The 19,940-nt window shown below is 58.7% G+C and carries 21 protein-coding genes; 14 read left to right on the forward strand and 7 right to left on the reverse strand.

The genetic code is table 11. The annotated features are described in order from the left end of the window. Positions 1 to 54 precede the first annotated feature (54 nt). Positions 55 to 228, forward strand: a complete 174-nt coding sequence (locus tag QUE89_RS13095) for a DUF1328 domain-containing protein (protein ID WP_286220514.1) — start codon at positions 55 to 57, stop codon at positions 226 to 228. Positions 229 to 286: 58 nt separating this feature from the next. On the opposite strand, the gene QUE89_RS13100 is transcribed toward QUE89_RS13095, so the two are convergent. After that, positions 287 to 1,849 (reverse strand): BCCT family transporter, encoded by a 1,563-nt coding sequence (locus tag QUE89_RS13100; RefSeq protein ID WP_286220515.1) that lies wholly within the window; start codon positions 1,847 to 1,849, stop codon positions 287 to 289. A 133-nt stretch (positions 1,850 to 1,982) separates the two neighbouring features. Next, on the reverse strand, positions 1,983 to 2,507 hold the full coding sequence (locus QUE89_RS13105) for a shikimate kinase (protein WP_286220517.1): 525 nt from the start codon (positions 2,505 to 2,507) through the stop codon (positions 1,983 to 1,985). 88 nt (positions 2,508 to 2,595) lie between these two features. On the opposite strand from QUE89_RS13105, the gene QUE89_RS13110 reads away from it, so the two are divergent. Continuing rightward, complete coding sequence (locus QUE89_RS13110; RefSeq protein ID WP_286220518.1) at positions 2,596 to 3,042, forward strand: YHS domain-containing (seleno)protein; 447 nt, start codon at positions 2,596 to 2,598, stop codon at positions 3,040 to 3,042. A 110-nt stretch (positions 3,043 to 3,152) separates the two neighbouring features. Further along, on the forward strand, positions 3,153 to 3,857 hold the full coding sequence (locus tag QUE89_RS13115) for a lytic transglycosylase domain-containing protein (protein ID WP_286220519.1): 705 nt from the start codon (positions 3,153 to 3,155) through the stop codon (positions 3,855 to 3,857). Between the two features lie 4 nt (positions 3,858 to 3,861). On the opposite strand, the gene QUE89_RS13120 is transcribed toward QUE89_RS13115, so the two are convergent. Both QUE89_RS13120 and QUE89_RS13125 read right to left on the reverse strand, forming a co-directional pair. Further along, positions 3,862 to 4,494 (reverse strand): LysE family translocator, encoded by a 633-nt coding sequence (locus QUE89_RS13120; protein WP_286220520.1) that lies wholly within the window; start codon positions 4,492 to 4,494, stop codon positions 3,862 to 3,864. Between the two features lie 84 nt (positions 4,495 to 4,578). Further along, entirely contained in the window at positions 4,579 to 5,274 is a 696-nt protein-coding gene (locus QUE89_RS13125; protein ID WP_286220521.1) for a Crp/Fnr family transcriptional regulator, read from the reverse strand. Between the two features lie 135 nt (positions 5,275 to 5,409). Between QUE89_RS13125 and QUE89_RS13130 the strand changes: the two genes are divergently transcribed. From QUE89_RS13130 to QUE89_RS13175, 10 genes are all read left to right on the forward strand, one after another. Next, positions 5,410 to 6,180, forward strand: a complete 771-nt coding sequence (locus QUE89_RS13130; protein WP_286220522.1) for a class II aldolase/adducin family protein — start codon at positions 5,410 to 5,412, stop codon at positions 6,178 to 6,180. Between the two features lie 13 nt (positions 6,181 to 6,193). Then, a complete protein-coding gene (locus QUE89_RS13135) occupies positions 6,194 to 6,778 on the forward strand; it encodes an HD domain-containing protein (protein ID WP_286220523.1) in 585 nt (194 codons plus the stop codon). Positions 6,779 to 6,971: 193 nt separating this feature from the next. Further along, positions 6,972 to 7,871: a LysR family transcriptional regulator gene (locus tag QUE89_RS13140; protein WP_286220524.1), complete on the forward strand. Its 900-nt coding sequence runs from the start codon at positions 6,972 to 6,974 to the stop codon at positions 7,869 to 7,871. Between the two features lie 101 nt (positions 7,872 to 7,972). Further along, positions 7,973 to 8,788, forward strand: coding sequence for a putative hydro-lyase (locus QUE89_RS13145; RefSeq protein WP_286220525.1), 816 nt, complete (start codon positions 7,973 to 7,975; stop codon positions 8,786 to 8,788). Positions 8,789 to 8,841: 53 nt separating this feature from the next. Then, complete coding sequence (locus QUE89_RS13150; protein WP_286220526.1) at positions 8,842 to 9,807, forward strand: TRAP transporter substrate-binding protein; 966 nt, start codon at positions 8,842 to 8,844, stop codon at positions 9,805 to 9,807. A 66-nt stretch (positions 9,808 to 9,873) separates the two neighbouring features. After that, a complete protein-coding gene (locus QUE89_RS13155) occupies positions 9,874 to 10,392 on the forward strand; it encodes a TRAP transporter small permease (RefSeq protein ID WP_286220528.1) in 519 nt (172 codons plus the stop codon). Continuing rightward, on the forward strand, positions 10,392 to 11,699 hold the full coding sequence (locus QUE89_RS13160; RefSeq protein WP_286220529.1) for a TRAP transporter large permease: 1,308 nt from the start codon (positions 10,392 to 10,394) through the stop codon (positions 11,697 to 11,699). Before QUE89_RS13155 ends, QUE89_RS13160 begins: the two co-directional genes overlap by 1 nt. A gap of 31 nt (positions 11,700 to 11,730) precedes the next feature. Beyond that, complete coding sequence (locus QUE89_RS13165; RefSeq protein ID WP_286220530.1) at positions 11,731 to 12,465, forward strand: 5-oxoprolinase subunit PxpA; 735 nt, start codon at positions 11,731 to 11,733, stop codon at positions 12,463 to 12,465. Next, a complete protein-coding gene (gene pxpB / locus QUE89_RS13170; RefSeq protein WP_286220531.1) occupies positions 12,462 to 13,154 on the forward strand; it encodes a 5-oxoprolinase subunit PxpB in 693 nt (230 codons plus the stop codon). The genes QUE89_RS13165 and pxpB overlap by 4 nt, the downstream gene beginning before the upstream one ends. Then, positions 13,144 to 14,085 carry a 5-oxoprolinase subunit C family protein gene (locus QUE89_RS13175; protein ID WP_286220532.1) on the forward strand — a complete coding sequence of 314 codons (942 nt, stop codon included), beginning with the start codon at positions 13,144 to 13,146 and terminating at the stop codon, positions 14,083 to 14,085. Before pxpB ends, QUE89_RS13175 begins: the two co-directional genes overlap by 11 nt. A 25-nt stretch (positions 14,086 to 14,110) precedes the next feature. On the opposite strand, the gene putA is transcribed toward QUE89_RS13175, so the two are convergent. After that, complete coding sequence (gene putA, locus QUE89_RS13180) at positions 14,111 to 17,740, reverse strand: bifunctional proline dehydrogenase/L-glutamate gamma-semialdehyde dehydrogenase PutA (RefSeq protein ID WP_286220533.1); 3,630 nt, start codon at positions 17,738 to 17,740, stop codon at positions 14,111 to 14,113. A gap of 395 nt (positions 17,741 to 18,135) precedes the next feature. On the opposite strand from putA, the gene QUE89_RS13185 reads away from it, so the two are divergent. Beyond that, on the forward strand, positions 18,136 to 18,588 hold the full coding sequence (locus QUE89_RS13185; RefSeq protein WP_041339584.1) for an Lrp/AsnC ligand binding domain-containing protein: 453 nt from the start codon (positions 18,136 to 18,138) through the stop codon (positions 18,586 to 18,588). Here the strand turns inward: QUE89_RS13185 and QUE89_RS13190 are convergent. Both QUE89_RS13190 and QUE89_RS13195 read right to left on the reverse strand, forming a co-directional pair. Beyond that, the gene (locus tag QUE89_RS13190; protein WP_286220534.1) at positions 18,569 to 19,345 is read right to left on the reverse strand and encodes a hypothetical protein; all 777 of its coding nucleotides are present in this window, start codon (positions 19,343 to 19,345) and stop codon (positions 18,569 to 18,571) included. The two genes, QUE89_RS13185 and QUE89_RS13190, sit on opposite strands and share 20 nt — an antisense overlap. A 90-nt stretch (positions 19,346 to 19,435) precedes the next feature. Next, positions 19,436 to 19,936 (reverse strand): acyl-CoA thioesterase, encoded by a 501-nt coding sequence (locus tag QUE89_RS13195; RefSeq protein WP_286220535.1) that lies wholly within the window; start codon positions 19,934 to 19,936, stop codon positions 19,436 to 19,438. Positions 19,937 to 19,940 lie beyond the last annotated feature (4 nt).

The raw sequence follows: 19,940 nt of genomic DNA on the forward strand, positions 1-19,940 counted from the left end.
CAGTCAGCACCCTGTGCTAGAGTGATCAATACGTTCTTTTAAGGAGGAGAGAAAATGCTTTATTGGGCGATTGTTTGTTTGATCATTGCCGTAGTTGCAGGCGTTTTGGGATTTGGTGGGATTGCCGGTGCGGCAACAGAGTTCGCACAGATCCTGTTCTTCATCTTCCTTGTGCTGTTGGTGGTCTCCGTCGTCGTCAATGTTCTTCGCGGCCGGGGCCCCAAGTAGGGTCCCCAGCCGGAAAAACATTGTCGTACTGACTCAGCCAACAGTTACAGCGCAGCAGTTAGAGCGCGATACCCTGTGACCGGGCCATGGCATAGGCCGCTTTCGGCCCGGTCCACAGCGACGGCAGGATGATCAGCGACACGGGAATCGCCGTGATCACTATGAACTGCTGCAGCACACCAATTTGCCCCGCCCCCATATACAGAAGAATCGCGGCCATCAGTGCCATCGCACCACCCCAGAACGCCCGTACCAGGTAGTGCGGCTCATCGTGGCCAGCACCTACGGTGGCAATGGCGTAACTCATGGAATCACCAGTCGTGGCGACGAAAATGGTGGTCAGCAACAGGATTGCTGCAGCCATCAGCGTGCCGCCCGGCAGAGCCTCGGCAACGGTCAGGGTGGCCACGTCAAAGGAGAAGTTGTTCAACGCCGATGTCAGGTCAAAGGCTCCCGTAAGCTGATAATAAATGCCGGAACCGCCCAGCAGCGTGAACCAGATCGACGTGGCGATAGGTGCCAGTATGGCGACCGCCAGAATGGTCTGTCGAATGCTGCGACCACGGGAAATCCGCGCCACGAAAATCGACATCAGCGGCGTGTAGCCGATGAACCAGGCGAAGAAGAACACCGTCCACCACTTCATCCACCAGTCCGGTGCGGTTTCTGAGGTCATTGTCGACATCGCGAAGAACGACGACACGTACTCGCCCATTGACGCCAGGTAGGTGTTGGTGAGGAACAGCGTCGGACCAAACACGAAGATCACGGCCGCGATAACCAACGCGAGGATGACGTTGAAACGGCTGAGGATCTGAATTCCCTTGTGAACACCGGTGATTGCGGACGTCATGTAAACGCCGGCCAGCAGTGTCAGGATCACCAGCTGAGTGGTGAAGGTATCGGCCACGCCAAACAGCTCATGGAGACCAAAACTCATCTGAGTTGCCAGGAACCCGATGGGGCCAACGGTGCCTGCCACTACGGCAATCACACACAGGGCGTCGACCACGCCACCGAACCAGCCTTGCATGACTCGCTCGCCCAGTACCGGGTAGAGAAGCGTGCGCGGCTGCAGGGGCTTGCCTTTAACGTAGTGGGCATGCGCCAGCACGAGAGCGGTCAGCGAGCCCAGAACAGCCCAGGCGAGAAAGCCCCAATGCATAAATGATTGCGCCATGGCAGGCGCCACAGCTTCAGCAGTACCCGCCTCAGCGGTGGACACCGGCGGCGCTACCACAAAGTGATAGACGGGCTCGCCAGCGGCGAAGAACACACCGCCACCGGCCAGCAGGGTGCAGAGAATCATCGACAACCAACGAAACGTGCTGATCTCAGGTTTCTCCAGACCGCCCAGGCGTGCAACGCCAGCGCGACCAAAGGCAACCACCAGGGCGATGAAGAACGTAGCCAGCAACAGAAGCTGGAAAAACGAACCCAGGTACTTTGCGGTCCAGGTGAAACCGGAATTGATGACGGCAGACAGGCCTTCTGCGTCAGTCAGGGACCAGCCCACGAAAAGAAAAATGAAGCCCATTGTCAGGGCAAGAACAAGAGGATCGCCAATACGTCGAACACCAGAGGTATCGGCAGTTGGTATTGCAGTATCTATGGAAGACATTCACACAGCCAGTTTGGAAATTGGGCGCGTGATGCTATAGACGACACACTCGTTTGGCCATAGTTAATTCTACGATATTGTCAGAATGTGCTCCATTTTCCCGCCATTTGGCCAACTTTTCCCGCAAGAGCATCTAACTTGACCATCCCGTGAGGGCGCTGACCACTGCGGTACAGGTGTGCTCCTGATCCTGCCCTTCACCATCGATCACGATGTCTGCGTAGCGGAGGTACAACGCCAGCCGTTCCTCGAACAGGGCTTCCAGCGACTGATCCGGTCGCCGGGAAATACCTCGGGCGCTGTGATCGCCAATGCGCTGGATCACCAACTCCAAAGGGATATCAAGGAACACCACCACACCATTGGACTTGAGATGCTGCATCGCCTGATCACTGTAGACGGCGCTGCCACCGGTGCTGATAACCTTGGCGCTGACATTGAGATCCAACAACACCTGCTCTTCCACGTGCCGAAGCGCCTGATACCCGTCTTCATCCACAATTGCCTGTAGCGTGCGCCCGGCTTGTTCCTGGATCAGCAAGTCAGTATCCACAAACCCCATCCCCAGTCGCTTGGCCAATAGCACGCCGACGGTACTCTTGCCGCTGCCGGGCATACCAATGAGAACTATGTTGCGATGCGGATCAGGTTGGGCCATTAATACTCCAGAAAAGATGACGCGCGACTGTAACAACCGCGCAGGCTTTTGGTCTAAGGACTATACCGTCCCTTGAGAGGAAACTGCCATGTTTCGTGCTTTTACACTGTCGTTCCTGCTAGTTATGCTCACCGGTCCCGCCACTGCCGCAGAAGATCCGGTGTACACGGGCTTGCTCTCCAACACGGGGGCCGGCGGCTACGATGTGGTCAGCTACTTTGACACCGAGCAGGCGGTAAAGGGCTCGTCCAGCCACACCACTGAGTATCTGGGTGTCACCTGGCGATTCGCCAGTGCTGAGAACCGGGCCAAGTTCGAGTCCAATCCGGAAGCCTATGCGCCGGTGTACGGAGGGTATTGCGCCTGGGCGGTCAGCCAGGGCTACCTTGCCAAAGGTGATCCCAAGCACTGGACTGTCCGGGATGGCAAGCTGTACCTGAACTACAACCAGGACATTCAGGACCGCTGGCTGGCAGATACCGAGAACTTTGTCCGGCTCGCCAATGAGAACTGGCCAGCAGTACTCGAACAGTAACGATTAACAAACAATTCGTGCGGTTTTATCGCGGCGATAAAACCGTATACTTTCGGTAGCAGGGGCCAGGATCGGCCTCGGAAAACCGGACAAAACCGCACGGATATTGAATGAGCCCAGGCCAGACTCCAGCCGCCCTACTCCTATTGCTCGCCATTGCGACTTCGCTGTGCGTAGCTCCGGCACATGCCGACAGCGTCAAGCGCATCGTGCATCCGGACGGCACTGTCGAGTACACCAACGTCAAGGCAACCGAGCCGCGTCCCTCCAGCGGCAACGATACCGTGTATCGCTACGAGGATGACAACGGGGTGGTTGCGTACAGCAGTATCCGCCCGGCCACGGCTGAGTTCGATGTGATTCGCTTCCACTGCTACGCCTGTGACCCCGATTCCAGTGTCGACTGGCGCAAGACGCCGCTCTTCACCAGCCCCTATCACAATGAGATTAAAACTGCGGCTCGGGAATTCGGAGTTGATCCGGCTCTGGTCCGGGCGGTGATTCACGCCGAGTCAGCGTTTAACGAGAAAGCCCTGTCACCGGTCGGTGCCCAGGGACTGATGCAGCTGATGCCGGGAACTGCCAAGGAACTGGGTGTGGTTAATGCCCTGGTGGCCGAACAGAACATTCGAGGCGGGGTGAATTACCTGGCCAAGATGCTGCAGCGCTTCAACGGCGATATTCGGTTAGCGACGGCGGCCTACAATGCCGGCCCCGGCGCGGTCAGCCGCTACCAGGGCGTGCCTCCCTACGCCGAAACCAAGGCCTACGTGCATCGGGTCGGCATTCTGCATGAGCGTTACGGGACTAATTGACCTGTTAGCCGAAGGCCAGCCAGCCTCCCACCAGCAACATCAGGCTACCCGCCACACGGTTCACCGTCTTCACGCCACCACCCTGGCGGAGCAGCTTGCGCAAACCGCGGCCGCCATGGGCATAGAGCTGCAGGCACAGAAATTCCAGCGCCAGAATGATCAGGATTAGCGCCGTTAACTGGGGCGCCATTGGCAGTTTGCTATCAATGAACGGCGGCAACAGGGCCACGAAGAACGCCCAGCCTTTCGGATTGGCGATGGCCGTCACGAAACCCTGCGTGGCAAGCTGGCCGCGGGTGGCCTGCGCAGGCGCGTCTTCCTCGGATTCCGGCATCGCCATCTTGCCCCGCGAACGCCACATCTGAATGCCCAACCACGCCAGGTAGGCCCCGCCGGCGTATTTGAACACGGCAAATGCAGTCGGGTATTTCAACATGAAGGTGGCCACACCAATAGCCGCAGACGTTGCCACCACGGCCACACCGACCAACTCCCCAGCCATCATCCACAGGGCCCGGCGTACACCAATCGTAATGCCCATAGACAGCGCCAGGGTCATGCACATGCCCGGAGTGATCGAAACCACAAAAAAGGTGGGGATAAAGACTGACAACAAAGACCAGTTCAATGACAGCACAACAACGTTCCCTCTCAGAAATCGGCGATACTGCGGGCCCGGGCAAGGCTCGCGCTATTCAATTCGCCAAGTGGCCAGTCAGACTTAATCTGGCAACCCGGCTAGGTAGGCCTGCAACTCTTTCGGGTTGGTGATGGTGATCCGGCCATACTCCAGTCTCAGCAAACCCTCACGTTCAAAACGCTTGATCACCCGATGCACACCCTGTCGGGTCATGCCCATCATGTTGCCAATGTGCTCCCGGGTGAGACGGAAGGTTATCGGCTGGGTATAACGGTCACCGTGGCCCTGAATCTGAGTCAGGAACAGTAATCGGCGACCAACGCGCGCGTCAATTCCCCTTAAGGCGTCATCGGCGATGATCGACATCGCCGACCACAGTCGCCGGCTCACCAGATCCAAGGCCCGCGGGTAGGCCTCGGGGTAGCGGGCCAATAGTTGGCGAAAGCCCTCACCGGGCAACTCGACCACGCGGGCATCTTCGTGGGCGGTGGCGCCATAGACCCTTGGCGTGCCTGGTGAAAACACGGTATCACCGAACCAGGCCGTCGGGCCGAAAATGATCAGGGTTGCCTCCCGGCCCTCCGAGTTAACCGAACTGATCCGCACGGTGCCCTCGGCAATCACACACAGCGACGACTGCATGGAGCCCTTGTCATAGATTGATTCACCGGCCCGAAACTGACGCCAGCGAGAAAGGTCCTCGGCTTCCTTGAAGCCTGCGGCCGGCAGCCCCCCTAACAAAGGGCAGGCTTGCAACACCGATTTCAGATCAGACATACCCGGATTCCCACATCGACATGCCTCCAAATGTAAATGATTTGACAGTGTTGTGCTCGTGCTACTGCCTACACTGAGACCAGTACTTAAACAAACACCACAACAACAATCACACGACATATAAAGAGGCCAGTGATGTCTGAACGTATTGCGGTCCCGTCCAAGAAGGGCGAAGTCAGTGCCGAGGAATGGCAGCTTCGCGTTGACCTGGCTGCAGCCTATCGCCTGATAGCACTGTACGGCTGGGACGATCTGATTTTCACCCACGTATCCGCCCGCATACCCGGGGATGAGCACCATTTCCTGATCAATCCCTACGGCATGATGTTCGAGGAAATCACCGCCTCCAGCCTGGTGCGGGTCGATCAGGAAGGTAACAAGATCGATCCGGACGATTTCGACATTAACCCGGCCGGATTCACCATTCACAGCGCCATCCATGCGGTTCGTGACGACGCCACCTGCGTGATGCACACCCACACCACCGCCGGTGTTGCGGTGTCAGCCCAGAAAGACGGGCTGCTGCCACTGTCACAACAAAGCCTGTTCCCACTCTCCAACCTGGCTTACCACGATTACGAGGGCGTGGCCCTGCGCGAAGATGAAAAGGCAAGACTGCAGAAGGATCTTGGCAACAACAACTTCATGATACTGCGTAACCACGGCCTGCTCACCACCGGCGGCAGTATCGCCGATGCGTTCCTGGGCATGTACATCCTGCAACGGGCCTGTGAGGTGCAGATTCAGGCGTTGTCGGGCAACCGGGAGATGACCCCGATTCCGGCTGGCATTGTCGACACCATCCGCCAGCAGGCGGAGCAGGTTACCCGCGGCATGGGTGGCCAACTGGCCTGGCCGGGCCTGCTGCGCAAACTCGACCGCATCGACACCGGTTTCCGCGATTAAAGGAGCATTCCCTATGACCGAAACAACCGCCCCTCAGGCCAGCTTTACTCACATGAAAGACGGCACCGCCGAGGACTGGCAAACCATCGCACGATCCTTTGGCAACTTCGCCAAGGGCCTGCCGGATCGGATTATGGACCACCTGATGCTGCTGGAAGGCGATTTTGGCGGCTTCCCCATTGACCGACTGACCCACTGCCTGCAAACCGCTACCCTGGCCCACCGGGATGGCAAGGACGACGAATACGTCGTGTGCGCCCTGCTGCACGACATCGGGGATACCCTGGGCTCCTACAACCACGCCGATGTGGCGGCGGTCTTGTTAGAACCGTTCGTCAGCGAAGCCAATCATTGGATGGTAAAACACCACGCCATTTTCCAGGGCTACTATTTCTTCCACTACCTGGGCATGGACCGCAACTTGCGAGACAACTACAAGGACCACCCGCACTTCATGCGCACCATTGAGTTTGTCAGCAAGTACGATTCGCCCGCGTTCGACCCGAACGGCGAAACCCTTCCGCTGTCATACTTCGAACCCATGGTCCGTCAGGTCTTCGCCAAACCCGTCCGCTCGCTCTACAAAGACGCCGTGTAATACTGGCGGGCCCCAACTGGCCCGCCGATCCCTGTAATTGCTTGCCGCCCCCTCCCATTGGCGATGGGGTTCCTGCCGCCAGTCTGCGCTATCCTGTAAATACCAATGTGCCCAGAGTCTTACCGGGCACTATACAATCGCGCATCTATCACCCGCGCGCATCGCCCGCGAACCCATGGCCACCTGAGAGCCCATGAATTTTAAACGACTGGAAACCTTTATCTGGGTAGCTACCCTTGGCAGTTTCCGAAAGGCTGCCGAACGGCTGTACACCACCCAACCCGCCATCTCCACCCGGATTGCCGCGCTGGAAGAAGAACTCGGGGTTCAACTGTTTGAGCGGGAGTCCGGCAAGACCCTGCTGACCAGCAAGGGCCAGGAATTGCTGCCCTTCGCCGAGAAAATCGTGTTCATGTCCGAACAACTGCGCAAACGGGCGGACCGTGTGGCGCTGCTGTCGGGCATCCTCCGGCTGGGTGTATCCGAAACCATCGTCCATTCCTGGCTGCCACAGTTCTTCCGCGAGCTGCACAAGGCGGTGCCGAATCTGGACGTGGAAATCACCGTCGACGTTACCAGCAATCTCCGGACCGGACTAATGGACCGCTCCCTGGATCTGGCGTTCCTGATGGGGCCGGTGTCTGAGCCGAAGATGGAAAACCGCGAGCTGTGCAGTTTCCCGCTGATGTGGGTAGCGAGCCCGGACCTGAAATTGCCGAATCGACGGCTGGATCTGGAGGAGCTGGCAGAATGGCCCATTGTGACTTACGCCCGCAACACCAAGCCGTTCGCCGAGATCAGCCAGAAGTTCAGCCAACTTGATGAACTCCCCGCCCGTTTCTACTCCTCCAGCTCGCTGGCCGCCTGTCGCCGGCTGACCATCGACGGCATTGGCGTGTCGACGCTGCCCCTGAGTGTTATCGCCGATGAGCTGAAAAACGGCCAACTGGTTCGGCTGGATACCGCGTGGACACCGTCCCAACTGGAATTTACTGCGTCCTACCCAAATGTGCCCTTCAACCCGGTTGCAGAGCTGGCCGCCAACCTGGCCGTGGGCATCTCCAAGGCCTACTCAGAGCCACCTGATAACTAATTTTTATAGCTAAACCCAAAAAACCATAATTAGATTTTTTCAACAGGAGGCATAACCTGTGAACAACAACTAAATTAATAATTCAATCGGGAGTTCCCGCCATGCCCATAGGTGATTATTCGGAGTTCAAGATCAACCTGCTTGATCAGGCGGCCCCGCTGCGCGCCAGCATTCGTTCCGGAGCTCACACCGGCACAACCAGCGGCATGGCGCCCAGCCTGGTTCAGGGCAACGTGGTTATCCTGCCTGCGGACTGGGCCGCCGACTTCCTGATGTATTGCCAGAGCAATCCGGTGGCTCTGCCACTGATCGCAGTATCGGAACCCGGCAACCCGGCACTGCCAGACCTCGGCCATGATCTGGATATCCGCACCGACATCCCCGAATACCAGGTATTCCGGGACGGCGAGCGTGCCGAAACCGTGACCGACATCCGGGATCTCTGGCAAGGCGACTTCGTTACCTTCGTGCTCGGCTGCTCCTTTTCCTTTGAAGACGCCCTGACTCGTGCCGGCCTATCGATCCGGAACGTTGAGCAACAGGCAAACGTCTCCATGTATCGCTCCAACATCGCCACCCGGCCAGCCGGCCGGTTCCACGGTGACATGGTGGTGTCCATGCGCCCCTTCAATGCCGCTGACGCCATACGCGCCATTCAGGTCACCACACGACTGCCAAAAGCCCATGGCGCCCCCGTGCACATCGGCGATCCGCGCCTGATCGGCATCAGCGACATCAGCATTCCGGATTTTGGCGATCCGGTGACGGTCAAAGGCGATGAATTACCACTGTTCTGGGCCTGCGGCGTGACGCCTCAAGTGGCCCTGGAAAACGCTCGGCCTCCAATTGCGATCACCCACGTACCGGGCAAGATGCTGCTCACTGAGCGGTTAAATGAAGAATTGGCGGTGCTTTAACAGCCGCCCATCCACGACCAAAGCAACAAGAACGAAAGAACGGGAGAATTACTATGTTCAAGCAACTTGCAACAGCCACACTCCTGACCGGGGCGTTCTTCACCTCGGCAGTTAGCGCTGATCAATGGCATATGCCGACCCCTTACGGTGATGCCAACCTGCCCACCAAGATTGCCTATGAGTTCGCTGAGAACATCAAGGACGGCACCAATGGCGACATCGAAGTCACCGTCCACTCCGGCGCCTCACTGGTCAAGCACCCGGAGATTCCGCGCGCGGTTCGCACTGGCCAGGTTCAGATGGGCGAGATCTTTATCGGTATCATGGGTAACACCCACCCCGTGTTCAAACACGACAACATCCCGTTCCTGGCGACCAACTTCGACGACGCCCGGAAATTGTGGGAAGCGGCCAAGCCCGAAGTTGAGAAGCAACTCGATAAAGAGGGCATGGTGCTGCTGTATTCCGTACCCTGGCCGGCCCAGAGTCTGTATACCAAGGCTCCGGTCAACAGCATGAGCGACCTTGAAGGTCTGAAGATGCGTGCCTACAGCCCGTCCACCTCACGCCTTGCCGATCTCATGAACACCACACCGACCACGGTGCAGGTACCGGAAATCCCGCAGGCATTCAGCACCGGCATCATCGACGCGATGATCACCTCGCCCTCCACCGGTGCCAATGGCCAAGCCTGGGACTACCTGTCCCACTACACGGACATCAAGGCCTGGATTCCCAAAAACGTTGTGGTTGCCAACAAGCGCGCCTTCCGTCGGCTCAGCGATGAGCAGCGCCAGGTCATCCTGAAGGCTGCCGCCGAGGCTGAAGATCGGGGTTGGACCGGAGTGCGCGTCACCGCCGCAGAAGACACCGCAATCCTGGCGGAAAACGGCATCACGGTGTCCGAGCCTTCTGAGGAGCTGATGCAAGAGTTCCAGAAGATTGGCGACGTCATGATCAAGGAATGGGAACAGGAAGCGCCCAAAGAAGTAGGCGCCATTCTCGAAAACTACCGCTAACGCTGGACGTACAAGACGCCCTCCGCCGGTCTGTTCCGGGGAGGGCCGACTTGGGAGGCACCTGACATGAGCTCTATTCGCGACAAGTTTTATCTGGCATCCGGTTACGCCGCCGGCTTCTGCATCGCACTGATCATGGTGGTCATACTGCTGCAGATCGTTGGCCGGATTTTCGGCTTTATCATTCCGTCTGCCGAGGACGTGTCCGGGTACGCGCTCGCCGCCTCCACCTTCTTCGGCCTGGCCTATACCTTCCACGAGGGTGGCCACATCCGGGTTACCCTGGTTATCCAGAAGTGGCCTGCCAAGGCCCGCTTCATCCAGGAACTGCTCGTGCTTCTGTTCGGTCTCGGTCTGGCCTGCTACATGACTTACTACTGCTGGCACATGGTGTACGAATCCTACATTTTTGAGGAAGTATCCCACGGCTATATTCCGATCCCGATCTGGATCCCGCAGATCCCGGTAGGGCTGGGCATGCTGGCCCTTAACATCGCTATCCTGGACGATCTGGTTGCGGTCCTACGCAAGCAGACACCGTCCTACCAGCAGCACGAAAGCGACATCAACCTGGAGGAAATCTGATGGATACCACTTTACTTTCCATCATCCTCGCCGTATCGATGATCCTGATGCTCGCCGTGGGCGTCTGGGTCTCACTGACCCTGGTTGGCATCGGTGTTCTGGGCCTTTTACTGGCTGGCAACGACCAGATCGGCCTGCTCTTTGCCACCTCCAGCTGGGGCGCCAGCACTGGCTGGTCACTGACCGCGCTGCCCATGTTTATCTGGATGGGTGAGGTGCTGTTCCGCACCCGCCTGTCTGAGGACCTGTTCAAGGGGCTTTCCCCTTGGATGGGTGGCTTGCCGGGCAAACTCCTGCACGTGAACATTCTGAGCTGCGGCATTTTTGCGGCGGTATCCGGCTCTTCTGCCGCCACCGCCGCCACCATCGGCCGCATGACGCTACCAGAGCTGAAAGCCCAGGGTTACAGCGACCGCATGGCAGTGGGCACACTGGCCGGCTCCGGCACCCTGGGGCTGCTGATTCCGCCGTCGATCATCCTGATCGTCTACGGGGTTGCCGCCGAGGTGTCCATTGGCCGTCTGTTCATCGCCGGCGCCCTGCCCGGACTGATGCTGGTGGCCATGTTCATGGGTTACACCATGATATGGGCCAAGCTCAATAAAGACGAGATGCCCGTACACAAGAAGGAGCAAATCTCCTTCGCCGCCAAGATCAAAGCCTTGCGCATGCTGCTGCCAATTGTCGGCCTGATCGTCTTCGTGCTGGGTTCAATCTACGGTGGCTTTACCACCCCAACCGAGGCGGCCGCCCTGGGTGTCTTTGGTGCCCTGCTGCTGGCCTTGGCCACGGGCTCCCTGACCCCGTCAAGCTTCAAGGAAAGCCTGCTCGGTGCGGTGAAGAGCTCCTGCATGATCGGCCTGATCCTGGTGGGTGCGCACTTCCTCACCCTCGCCATGGGTTTCCTGGGCATCCCCCGGGAACTGGCCGAATGGATCGGCGGCATGTCCCTGTCCTCGTTTGAGCTGCTGGTGTGCCTGACCGCGCTGTTCGTCCTGCTGGGCTGCTTCCTGGATGGTATTTCCGTGGTGGTTCTGACGGTGGCGGTGGTCATGCCGATGGTGCAGCAGGCCGGTATCGACATGCTCTGGTTCGGTATCTTTATCGTTCTGGTGGTGGAAATGGCGCAGATCACACCGCCGGTCGGCTTTAACCTGTTTGTTATCCAGGCTCTGACCGGCAAAGACATTCTGTACGTCGCTCGTGCGGCTCTGCCCTTCTTCCTGCTGATCATGGCGGCGCTGTTCCTGATCGGCTGGTTCCCGGAAATTGTCACCTACCTGCCTCAAACCATGAGTCAGGGCTAGGGCACGACACGCACGTTTCAGGAGGATTCCAATGAAACTCAACTGTGACATGGGCGAAAGCTTCGGTAGCTGGACCAAGGGTATGGATGCCGACGTAATGCCCTTCATCGACATGGCCAACATTGCCTGCGGCTTTCACGCGTCTGATCCGCTTACCATGGACCAGACCGTGCGCATGGCCATCGCGGAAAACGTAACCATCGGTGCCCACCCGGGCTACCCGGATCTGCTCGGCTTTGGCCGACGCGATATCGACCTGCGCCCGGACGAACTCAAGGCCATTCTGGTGTATCAGATGGCGGCTCTGGATGGCATCTGTCGCACCCACGGCACTGCTATCCAGCACGTAAAACCTCACGGTGCGCTATACAACAAGATGGCCGTTGACCACACCACCCTATCGGTGGTGATGGCCGCAGTCCGGGACTATGCGCCTCACTGCCCACTGGTAGTCATGGCCACACCCGACGCCGACGATGTGCTCGACCGCGCCAAAGAATTCGGTATCGATGTCTGGTTTGAGGCATTTTCCGATCGCGCATACAGCGACGAGGGCCGGCTGGTGAAACGCTCGGTGCCGGGTGCGGTGCACGAATCCACCGAGGCCATCGAAAAACAGGTCACGCAGATCATCAAGGAGGGCACGGTGACCTCTATTTCCGGCAAGCGTATCCCGATCCGGGCCGACACCATCTGCATCCACGGTGACAGCACCCACGCCGTTGAGGCCGCCCGCCATATGCGCCAGGTCGTACAAGCGCTATGAGAATCGAGGGCATCAACGAAAGCACCTGCATCGTCTACTTCGGGGATACCATCTGCGATGAGACTGCGGGACTGGTGAAGCAGGCGACCGACAACATCCGGTCGGCGCTGTCGGATGTCATCACCGACCTGGTGCCCTCTTACACCTCGGTGATGGTCTGTTACGACCTCGAACGCATCGACCGGTTTGGCATCCACACCCGTCTGCGCCAGGCCCTGGAAGGCGGAGCCGAAAAAGCACAGGACGACGCCGCAGCCCAGACCCTCGAACTGCCGGTCTACTATGGCCCCGAGGTTGCCCTGGATCTCAAGGATGTCTGCGAGTTCTCCGGCCTGTCCACCGACGAGGTCATTCGCATTCACAGCGAGCAGACCTATCGGGTTTACGCCATTGGTTTCAGCCCGGGCTTTGCCTTTCTCGGCAGTACCGACCAGCGCATTGCCATGCCCCGAAAATCAACACCGCGGCTGAAAGTGCCGGTGGGCAGCGTGGGTATTGCCGGGTCACAAACCGCCATTTACCCCAGCGCGACACCGGGCGGCTGGCAGATCGTCGGGCGCACCCCCAGCAAGATGGTGGATTGGGACAGCGAGTCGCTGGCCCTGGCGCAGATTGGCGACCGGATCAAATTCCGCTCGATCGACCGGGAAGAATTTATCAGCCTCGGGGGCCAATTCGATGAGCTTTGAAGTATTGGATCCGGGCATGCTGACGCAGGTTCAGGATATGGGCCGGCTTGGTTACCAGCACATTGGTGTCACCACTGGTGGTCCCATGGATGAGCACGCCTTTCTGTGGGCCAACCGCCTGCTTAACAATCCCCTGAACGCGCCACAGCTGGAAATCACTTTCGGCCGTCTGAGCCTGCTGGCCCACAGCGATACCAGCATTGCCCTGACCGGGGCGGACCTGGGGGCACGCCTGAACGAACGCCCGATTGCCCCCTGGCAAACCTACGAAATCAAACAGGGCGACCGGCTCAGCTTCAGTATGCCGGTGGTGGGTTTACGAGCCTACCTGGCGGTGAGCGGTGGATTGGACGTGCCGGCCAGACTGGGTAGCGCGGCTACCGTCAGCCGGGAACAGCTTGGCGGCCTGGATGGCACCGGCGCCAAACTAGCCAAGGGTGACCGTATACCGCTGGCGCCGCCATCGGCTGTTGCCAAGGCGAGCGTGCCCTACAGTGAAATTCCGGATTACCGGAAACCTTTACGAGTAGGCGTGATTCCCGGCTACCAGTACCGACATTTTCCACGCTCGGCCCGGGCCCGCTTTTTCACTTCGGAATATCAGGTCAGTCAGAATATCGACCGCATGGGGTATCGATTGTCGGGGGAAGCCATCCACGGCGACCTGGACGGCATTATCTCGGAAGGTATTGCCTATGGCTCTATCCAGATTCCCACCGATGGCCAGCCCATCGTCCTGATGAAGGATCGACAGACCATTGGCGGATATCCGAAGATCGGATCATTGAGCGCCCTGGGAGCAGGCCAACTGGCCCAGCGGGCACCCGGTGCGTCCGTGAGCTTCTACCTCACCGATGTGGCAGAGGCGGAAGCCCGACGCATGATCTTCAATCACCGGTTACGGCAGGGAGCACCCGGCACCACCGGCTGATAAGCCCGCGGTGCCGGATCGGGCGTCACTCAGACGCCGCGATCAGGCTTGCGTTACCACCGGCTGCAGTAGTATCCACACACAGGTGGCGCTCGATCACGAAACGCTGGTCCAGCCTGTGCTCGGTGATCAGCGGCAGCAGTGCGCCTTCGCGCTTGGCCAGGGCCAGGCGATAATCACGCAGCAACTCCTGCTGGGCACAGCTGACCACGGCCTCAAAGCCATTGGCAGTTGCCAGCGCTTCTGGCTCCAGCTGGCCGTCGATACCCACGATCGGCAGACCGGCCTTGGCCGCCTCGTTGACCTTGACTTCAACGCCTGGCGCAACCACGACCACCTTGTTGCCCTGAGACAGCGCCACACCGGCCTGCTCCAGCGCAGTTGCCTGATCCGGCCCGAGACACAGCACCACGCCACGGGCATGGTTGGTCAGGCGATTCAGCTCGCCGGTTGGCCCCGGCATTTCCTCAGCGTGGGCGTCCAGTGGCGCCGGAAGGTCACCGAAGATCGGCTTGAGCAGGGCCATGCGGTCATCTGGCTTCTGGGTTTTCAGTGAATCCAGCTTGCCGATCAGGCTCTGCAGCTTCTTGGCATCCACCGACTTACCACCGGATTGCGCCGGCACTTCGACGGTATTGCCTTTGATGAAGCGACGCACGTACTGCGGACCACCGGCCTTCGGACCAGTGCCCGACAACCCTTCACCGCCAAACGGCTGGGAGCCAACAATGGCGCCAATCTGATTCCGGTTCACGTAGGTGTTACCCACCTTGATACGGCTGGCAATCCGATCCACCCGGCGATCAACCCGGCTGTGGATACCGAAGGTCAGGCCGTAGCCTTTGGCGTTAACACTATCCACCACCTTGTCGATGTCCTTGGCTTCAAACGTCGCCACATGCAGCACCGGGCCGAAGATTTCCTCTTCCATTTCCTCGATACCAGATACCTTCAGTACCGCCGGAGACACGAACAGACCGTTATCCGGCACTGGCAGTTTCTTCAAGAGCTTGCCGTTGCGCTCGAAGTTGTCGCAATGATCGACAATCTTCTTGCGGGCGGTTTCATCGATGACCGGACCGACATCGGTGGACAACAACCAGGGGTTGCCAATGCCCAGTTCTTCCATGGCTCCGTAGAGCATTTCCAACAGGTGATCGGCGATGTCCTTCTGCACATACAGCATGCGCAAGGCGGAACAACGCTGACCGGCGCTCTGGAACGACGACGCCAGCACATCCCGGACAACCTGCTCCGGCAATGCCGTGGAATCCACGATCATGGCGTTCATGCCGCCTGTTTCCGCCACCAGCGGAGCGTCCGGCGCCATGTTCTCGGTCATCACCTTGTTGATGCGCTGCGCGGTCGCGGTGGAACCGGTGAAGCAGACACCGGAAACCCGGGAGTCGGAAGTCAGTGCGGCACCGACAGTAGCGCCGGTACCCGGCAGCAGCTGCATCGCGTCTTTAGGAATACCGGCCTCGTACATCAGCTCCACGGCGCGGATTGCCAGCAAGGAGGTCTGCTCCGCCGGCTTGGCCAGCACGGTGTTACCGGCGGCCAGGTTGGCCAGGATCTGACCGGTGAAGATGGCCAGTGGGAAGTTCCACGGCGAGATGCAGCACATAACGCCACGGGCATCGCCGGCGTCTTTGTAGCGGACCGCTTCGTTGGCGTAGAACTCGGCAAAGTCCACCGCCTCACGAATCTCAGCAATTGCGTCCAACAGCGACTTGCCCGCCTCGCGGGTGGTCAGCGCGAACAACTCGTAGGCGTGCTCCTCGTAAAGCTCACCGACCCTGCGCACGCAGGCAGCGCGCTCTTCCGCAGACTTGGCAGACCAGGCTTTGAAGCCTTCCTGGGCCGCCGATACAGCAGTATCAACGTCAGCATCGGTTGCCTGGGTAACGTGGCCTACCAGATCTTCCGGATCGGCCGGGTTACGCACCACCTGAACTTCGGTACCGGATACCTCGCCTGCAATCAGCGGGCCGCCTTTCCAGCGGTGACTGCGGAAAGCGTCGCGGCCGGCATCGATTTCCTGCACGGTGACCGGATCGGTGATGTCCCAGCCCTTGGAATTGCGGCGCTGGTCCCCGAACAGCTTGAACGGGTGCACGATGGCTTTGCTGGAGATGTTATCGCCCATTTCACGGACCGCATCGATCGGGTCCTTGGCGATTTCCTCCGGGGTAATGCTCTTGTCGACGATCTGGTTCACGAACGAGCTGTTGGCACCGTTTTCCAGCAGACGGCGAACCAGGTACGCCAGCAGATCCTTGTGCGGCCCGACCGGGGCATAGATGCGGCACGGAACACCGCTCGCCTTCAGGACCTCGTTGTGCAGGGACTCACCCATGCCATGCAAACGCTGGAACTCGTAACTGCTCACGCCCTTGAGCTTGGCCAGCTCCAGGATCGTGGACACCGAGTGGGCGTTGTGGGTGGCGAACTGTGGGTAAATCCGGTCCGTCATGTTGATCAGTTTGGTCGCGCAGGAAACGAACGACACGTCACTGCACGCTTTGCGGGTAAAGACCGGGAAGCCGTCCAGACCCATGACCTGGGCACGCTTGATCTCGGCATCCCAGTAGGCGCCCTTAACCAGACGCACCATGAACCGGCGGTCGTACTTCTCGGCCAGGCCGTAGAGCCAGTCCAGGGTAAAGGAAGAGCGCTTGCCGTAGGCCTGCACCACCACGCCAAAGCCATCCCAGCCGGCCAGCTCAGGATCGGCCACCAGCTCCTCAATGACGTCCAGGGACAGATCCAGGCGGTCCTGCTCCTCGGCATCGATGTTAAAGCCCATGTTGGCAGCGGCGGCTTTCTTGACCAGGGTACGGGCGCGGGGCAGCAATTCATTCATCACCCGCTCTTTGTTGCCAAACTCGTAGCGGGCCAGTAACGCGGACAGCTTCACCGAAATGCCCGGGTTCTTGCGCACATCGCCCTTGCACGCCTTGGCAATGCTGTCGATCGCGTTGGAATAGGAGTCGAAATAGCGCTTGGCGTCATCGTCGGTACGCGCGGCTTCACCCAGCATGTCGTAGGAATAGGTGTAGCCTTTGGCCATGTACTCTTTGGCTTCGTCCTGGGCTTCTTCGATGTCGCGACCAAGCACGAACTGACGACCCATTTCCTTCATGGCCTGGCCAGCCACGGTGCGGATAACCGGCTCGCCAAAACGCTTGAGCAGCTTACGCAGGGTATCGCCGATGCTGTTGCGCTCGGATTCCTTCAGCAGGTTGCTGGTCATCAACAGGGCGATGGTGGCGGTGTTGATCAACTGGGACGAAGCTTTACCCAGGTGGGTGCCCCAAGCGCCGGACGTAACCTTGTCCTCGATCAGATCGTTGATGGTCATGCTGTCGGGAACCCGCAACAGGGCTTCGGCCAGACACATCAGCGCTACGCCTTCTTTGGTAGTCAGACCATACTCGGCGAGGAATTTTTCCATAATGGTGGGCTTGGCGTTTTTACGCACACTACGCACCAGATCAGCGGCGCGGGCCGAAATCGCTTCGCGCTCACTCGGCGACAACTGTGCGCCCGCAATCATCTCATGGACGACCTTATGCTCGTCAGCAAGGTAGTAATCACGAATGGCCAGCCGGCTGTCGACCAATGTCGGCGTCTCTGATTGCTGCGGTCTCATTGCTACACCCTCTTCATTAATTGTCTTACCGGCATTCTACCGAGAACGACAAAGACATTTTCTCTTTAAAAACGAAACTCACGAGGCGTTCTGTCTTTTTTTCGCGGGAAAAATTTATTAATTTGCTTTAAGATTTCGATGTTCTAGCCAAACTTCCTTCGCCCACGCGTTCCTGGCCAGTACAGAATGACGTCACGTTCGCAATGGATTGTGACTTGAGGCTGTTACCGATGAAAATTTCCAGTGCCATAAACACGCCTACGTCCTGAGAACGTCAGAAGATCATTTCGCCTACAAAACCAGACAGCCGAATTGGCTAAGAAGTTTCCATACACAGGTTTTTTGATTATATTCAGGCGCAAAACAGGCCATTTACACACTCAGGAACGGACCCTATGGTCGAACTGGATAGAATCGATCACTCCATTATTCGCGAACTCCAGAAAAACTCCCGGATAACAGTAACTGAGCTGGCATCCCGCGTAGGCCTCTCCAAGACGCCCTGTCAGGTGCGCATGCGGCGGCTTGAGGAGCAGGGCTATATCACCGGCTACACGGCGCTGGTCAATCAGACCAAACTCGGCCTGTCTCACATCGCCTTTGCCCAGGTTACCCTCGACGACACCAGCAGCAATGCCCTGGCCGCCTTCAACCATTCAGTTAAGCAGATTTCCGCGGTGGAGCAATGTCACATGATTGCCGGCAACTTCGACTACCTGCTGAAAGTGCGCACCCGGAACATGGCGGAATACCGGCAGGTGCTGGGCGAGCAGATCTCTGCTCTGCCCCATGTGCTGCAGACCAGTACTTTTGTGGTGATGGAAAACGTTAAGGACGCGGAGCTTTAACCTGGGTGAAGCGCAAACCCAGCTCTTCGCGGTAAAGCGCATTGCCAATGCCCAGCACGATGTTGTCGACGGAAAAATCAGCCGGAATGGCCGCCTGCGCCGACGGCGACGTCTCAAGCACGTGCACCAGGCGGAGCAGGTCCAGTAACCGGACCACCAGGTCCAACACCCCGAAGTTCTCAGGTGCGTCCGCACGGGCCTGTTCAACGAAGGCTTTAGCGGCTTCAACGATACACGCCGAGTGAACATTCAGGTGCGCGGTGGAGAGCCCCTTTACTGACGCTATTCGCCGCTCGCGCTCCAGCCGTATTGCCTCCATGCACAGTTCACGAGAATGATCGGGCGAGCTGTCTTGTCGCAACACTCCCGCCAGGTGCAGGTCCACAGTTCCATCCCGGCACTGATCCCGGTATTCCTTCTCCACCGACTGTCGGGCGTGAGGGAGGAATTTCTGGATGGCCTGTTCCCGGGCCTGCGCCAGCTCCTCCATGGAGGCGGAATTCACCATCTCAGTCATCACCTGCACGCAATAAATCAGGTGCGGCCACAGCCCAGGCGCAATGTTTTTCGGCTCGGTTGGGAGCACCCGGTTTACGGAAACGAATTCGAAGTAGAGGGTAGTGACTTCCCGCTCGGTAAAGCTGGAAGTCCGAATGATGTGCGGCAACCCCAACTCCTCAATGTCCCGGATTAGCCTCGGGATCAGCATGAGGATGTAGTGTTGGGCGCCTATGGGCAGGGGCTTGATCTGATCCAAACTGAAACCTGCTGGCTGCTCATAACTACGACTTCAGTTATCAGTGTAGACCGCATTCCAGTAGCTGGAAATGTGCGATTGGCGCCCGGATCAGCGGCTGGCGAGTTTCTCACGCGTTTTCAGGCGACCGTCGCGACGCACTTGGGCGTTCGCGAATCGCCGCGTTTGTTCATCCGTCTCAGGCATCACCTCGGGCACATCCACCGGCTTGTCGTTTTCATCCAGGGCTACAAAGGTAAAGAACGCTGACAGGATATGACGGGTATCGCCGGTGTAGCTGTTCTCGGCCTCCACCCGCGCACCAATCTCCATGGACGAGCCCCAGCTGCGATTCAACGACAGGCTGAACAGCAGGGTGTCGTTGCCTTTGGCAGGCGCACGAAAATGAATGGAATCCACCGCCGCGGTCACGCACACGTGGGCAGAATGCCTTTCGGCAACTACCAGAGCGAGACGATCACATTTGGCCATGATCATGCCCCCGAACACCGTGTTGTGGGCGTTCATATCGTTCGGGAACACTTTGTAGACGTGTTGTTCGATGGCCGAGGCCGATACGGGCTTCGAGCCTTGGGAGTGCTTTGCGGTCATTCAG

Origin of the sequence: Marinobacter sp. LA51, from assembly GCF_030297175.1 — a bacterium.
GTDB classification, from domain to species: Bacteria; Pseudomonadota; Gammaproteobacteria; order Pseudomonadales; family Oleiphilaceae; genus Marinobacter; species Marinobacter apostichopi.

Excerpts from the sequence above, each read along its gene's own strand:
- QUE89_RS13095 (WP_286220514.1), top strand. The coding sequence starts at position 55 with ATGCTTTATTGGGCGATTGTTTGTTTGATCATTGCCGTAGTTGCAGGC.
- QUE89_RS13100 (WP_286220515.1), bottom strand. The coding sequence starts at position 1,849 with ATGTCTTCCATAGATACTGCAATACCAACTGCCGATACCTCTGGTGTT.
- QUE89_RS13105 (WP_286220517.1), bottom strand. The coding sequence starts at position 2,507 with ATGGCCCAACCTGATCCGCATCGCAACATAGTTCTCATTGGTATGCCC.
- QUE89_RS13110 (WP_286220518.1), top strand. The coding sequence starts at position 2,596 with ATGTTTCGTGCTTTTACACTGTCGTTCCTGCTAGTTATGCTCACCGGT.
- QUE89_RS13115 (WP_286220519.1), top strand. The coding sequence starts at position 3,153 with ATGAGCCCAGGCCAGACTCCAGCCGCCCTACTCCTATTGCTCGCCATT.
- QUE89_RS13125 (WP_286220521.1), bottom strand. The coding sequence starts at position 5,274 with ATGTCTGATCTGAAATCGGTGTTGCAAGCCTGCCCTTTGTTAGGGGGG.
- QUE89_RS13130 (WP_286220522.1), top strand. The coding sequence starts at position 5,410 with ATGTCTGAACGTATTGCGGTCCCGTCCAAGAAGGGCGAAGTCAGTGCC.
- QUE89_RS13135 (WP_286220523.1), top strand. The coding sequence starts at position 6,194 with ATGACCGAAACAACCGCCCCTCAGGCCAGCTTTACTCACATGAAAGAC.
- QUE89_RS13140 (WP_286220524.1), top strand. The coding sequence starts at position 6,972 with ATGAATTTTAAACGACTGGAAACCTTTATCTGGGTAGCTACCCTTGGC.
- QUE89_RS13145 (WP_286220525.1), top strand. The coding sequence starts at position 7,973 with ATGCCCATAGGTGATTATTCGGAGTTCAAGATCAACCTGCTTGATCAG.
- QUE89_RS13150 (WP_286220526.1), top strand. The coding sequence starts at position 8,842 with ATGTTCAAGCAACTTGCAACAGCCACACTCCTGACCGGGGCGTTCTTC.
- QUE89_RS13155 (WP_286220528.1), top strand. The coding sequence starts at position 9,874 with ATGAGCTCTATTCGCGACAAGTTTTATCTGGCATCCGGTTACGCCGCC.
- QUE89_RS13160 (WP_286220529.1), top strand. The coding sequence starts at position 10,392 with ATGGATACCACTTTACTTTCCATCATCCTCGCCGTATCGATGATCCTG.
- QUE89_RS13165 (WP_286220530.1), top strand. The coding sequence starts at position 11,731 with ATGAAACTCAACTGTGACATGGGCGAAAGCTTCGGTAGCTGGACCAAG.
- pxpB (WP_286220531.1), top strand. The coding sequence starts at position 12,462 with ATGAGAATCGAGGGCATCAACGAAAGCACCTGCATCGTCTACTTCGGG.
- QUE89_RS13175 (WP_286220532.1), top strand. The coding sequence starts at position 13,144 with ATGAGCTTTGAAGTATTGGATCCGGGCATGCTGACGCAGGTTCAGGAT.
- putA (WP_286220533.1), bottom strand. The coding sequence starts at position 17,740 with ATGAGACCGCAGCAATCAGAGACGCCGACATTGGTCGACAGCCGGCTG.
- QUE89_RS13185 (WP_041339584.1), top strand. The coding sequence starts at position 18,136 with ATGGTCGAACTGGATAGAATCGATCACTCCATTATTCGCGAACTCCAG.
- QUE89_RS13195 (WP_286220535.1), bottom strand. The coding sequence starts at position 19,936 with ATGACCGCAAAGCACTCCCAAGGCTCGAAGCCCGTATCGGCCTCGGCC.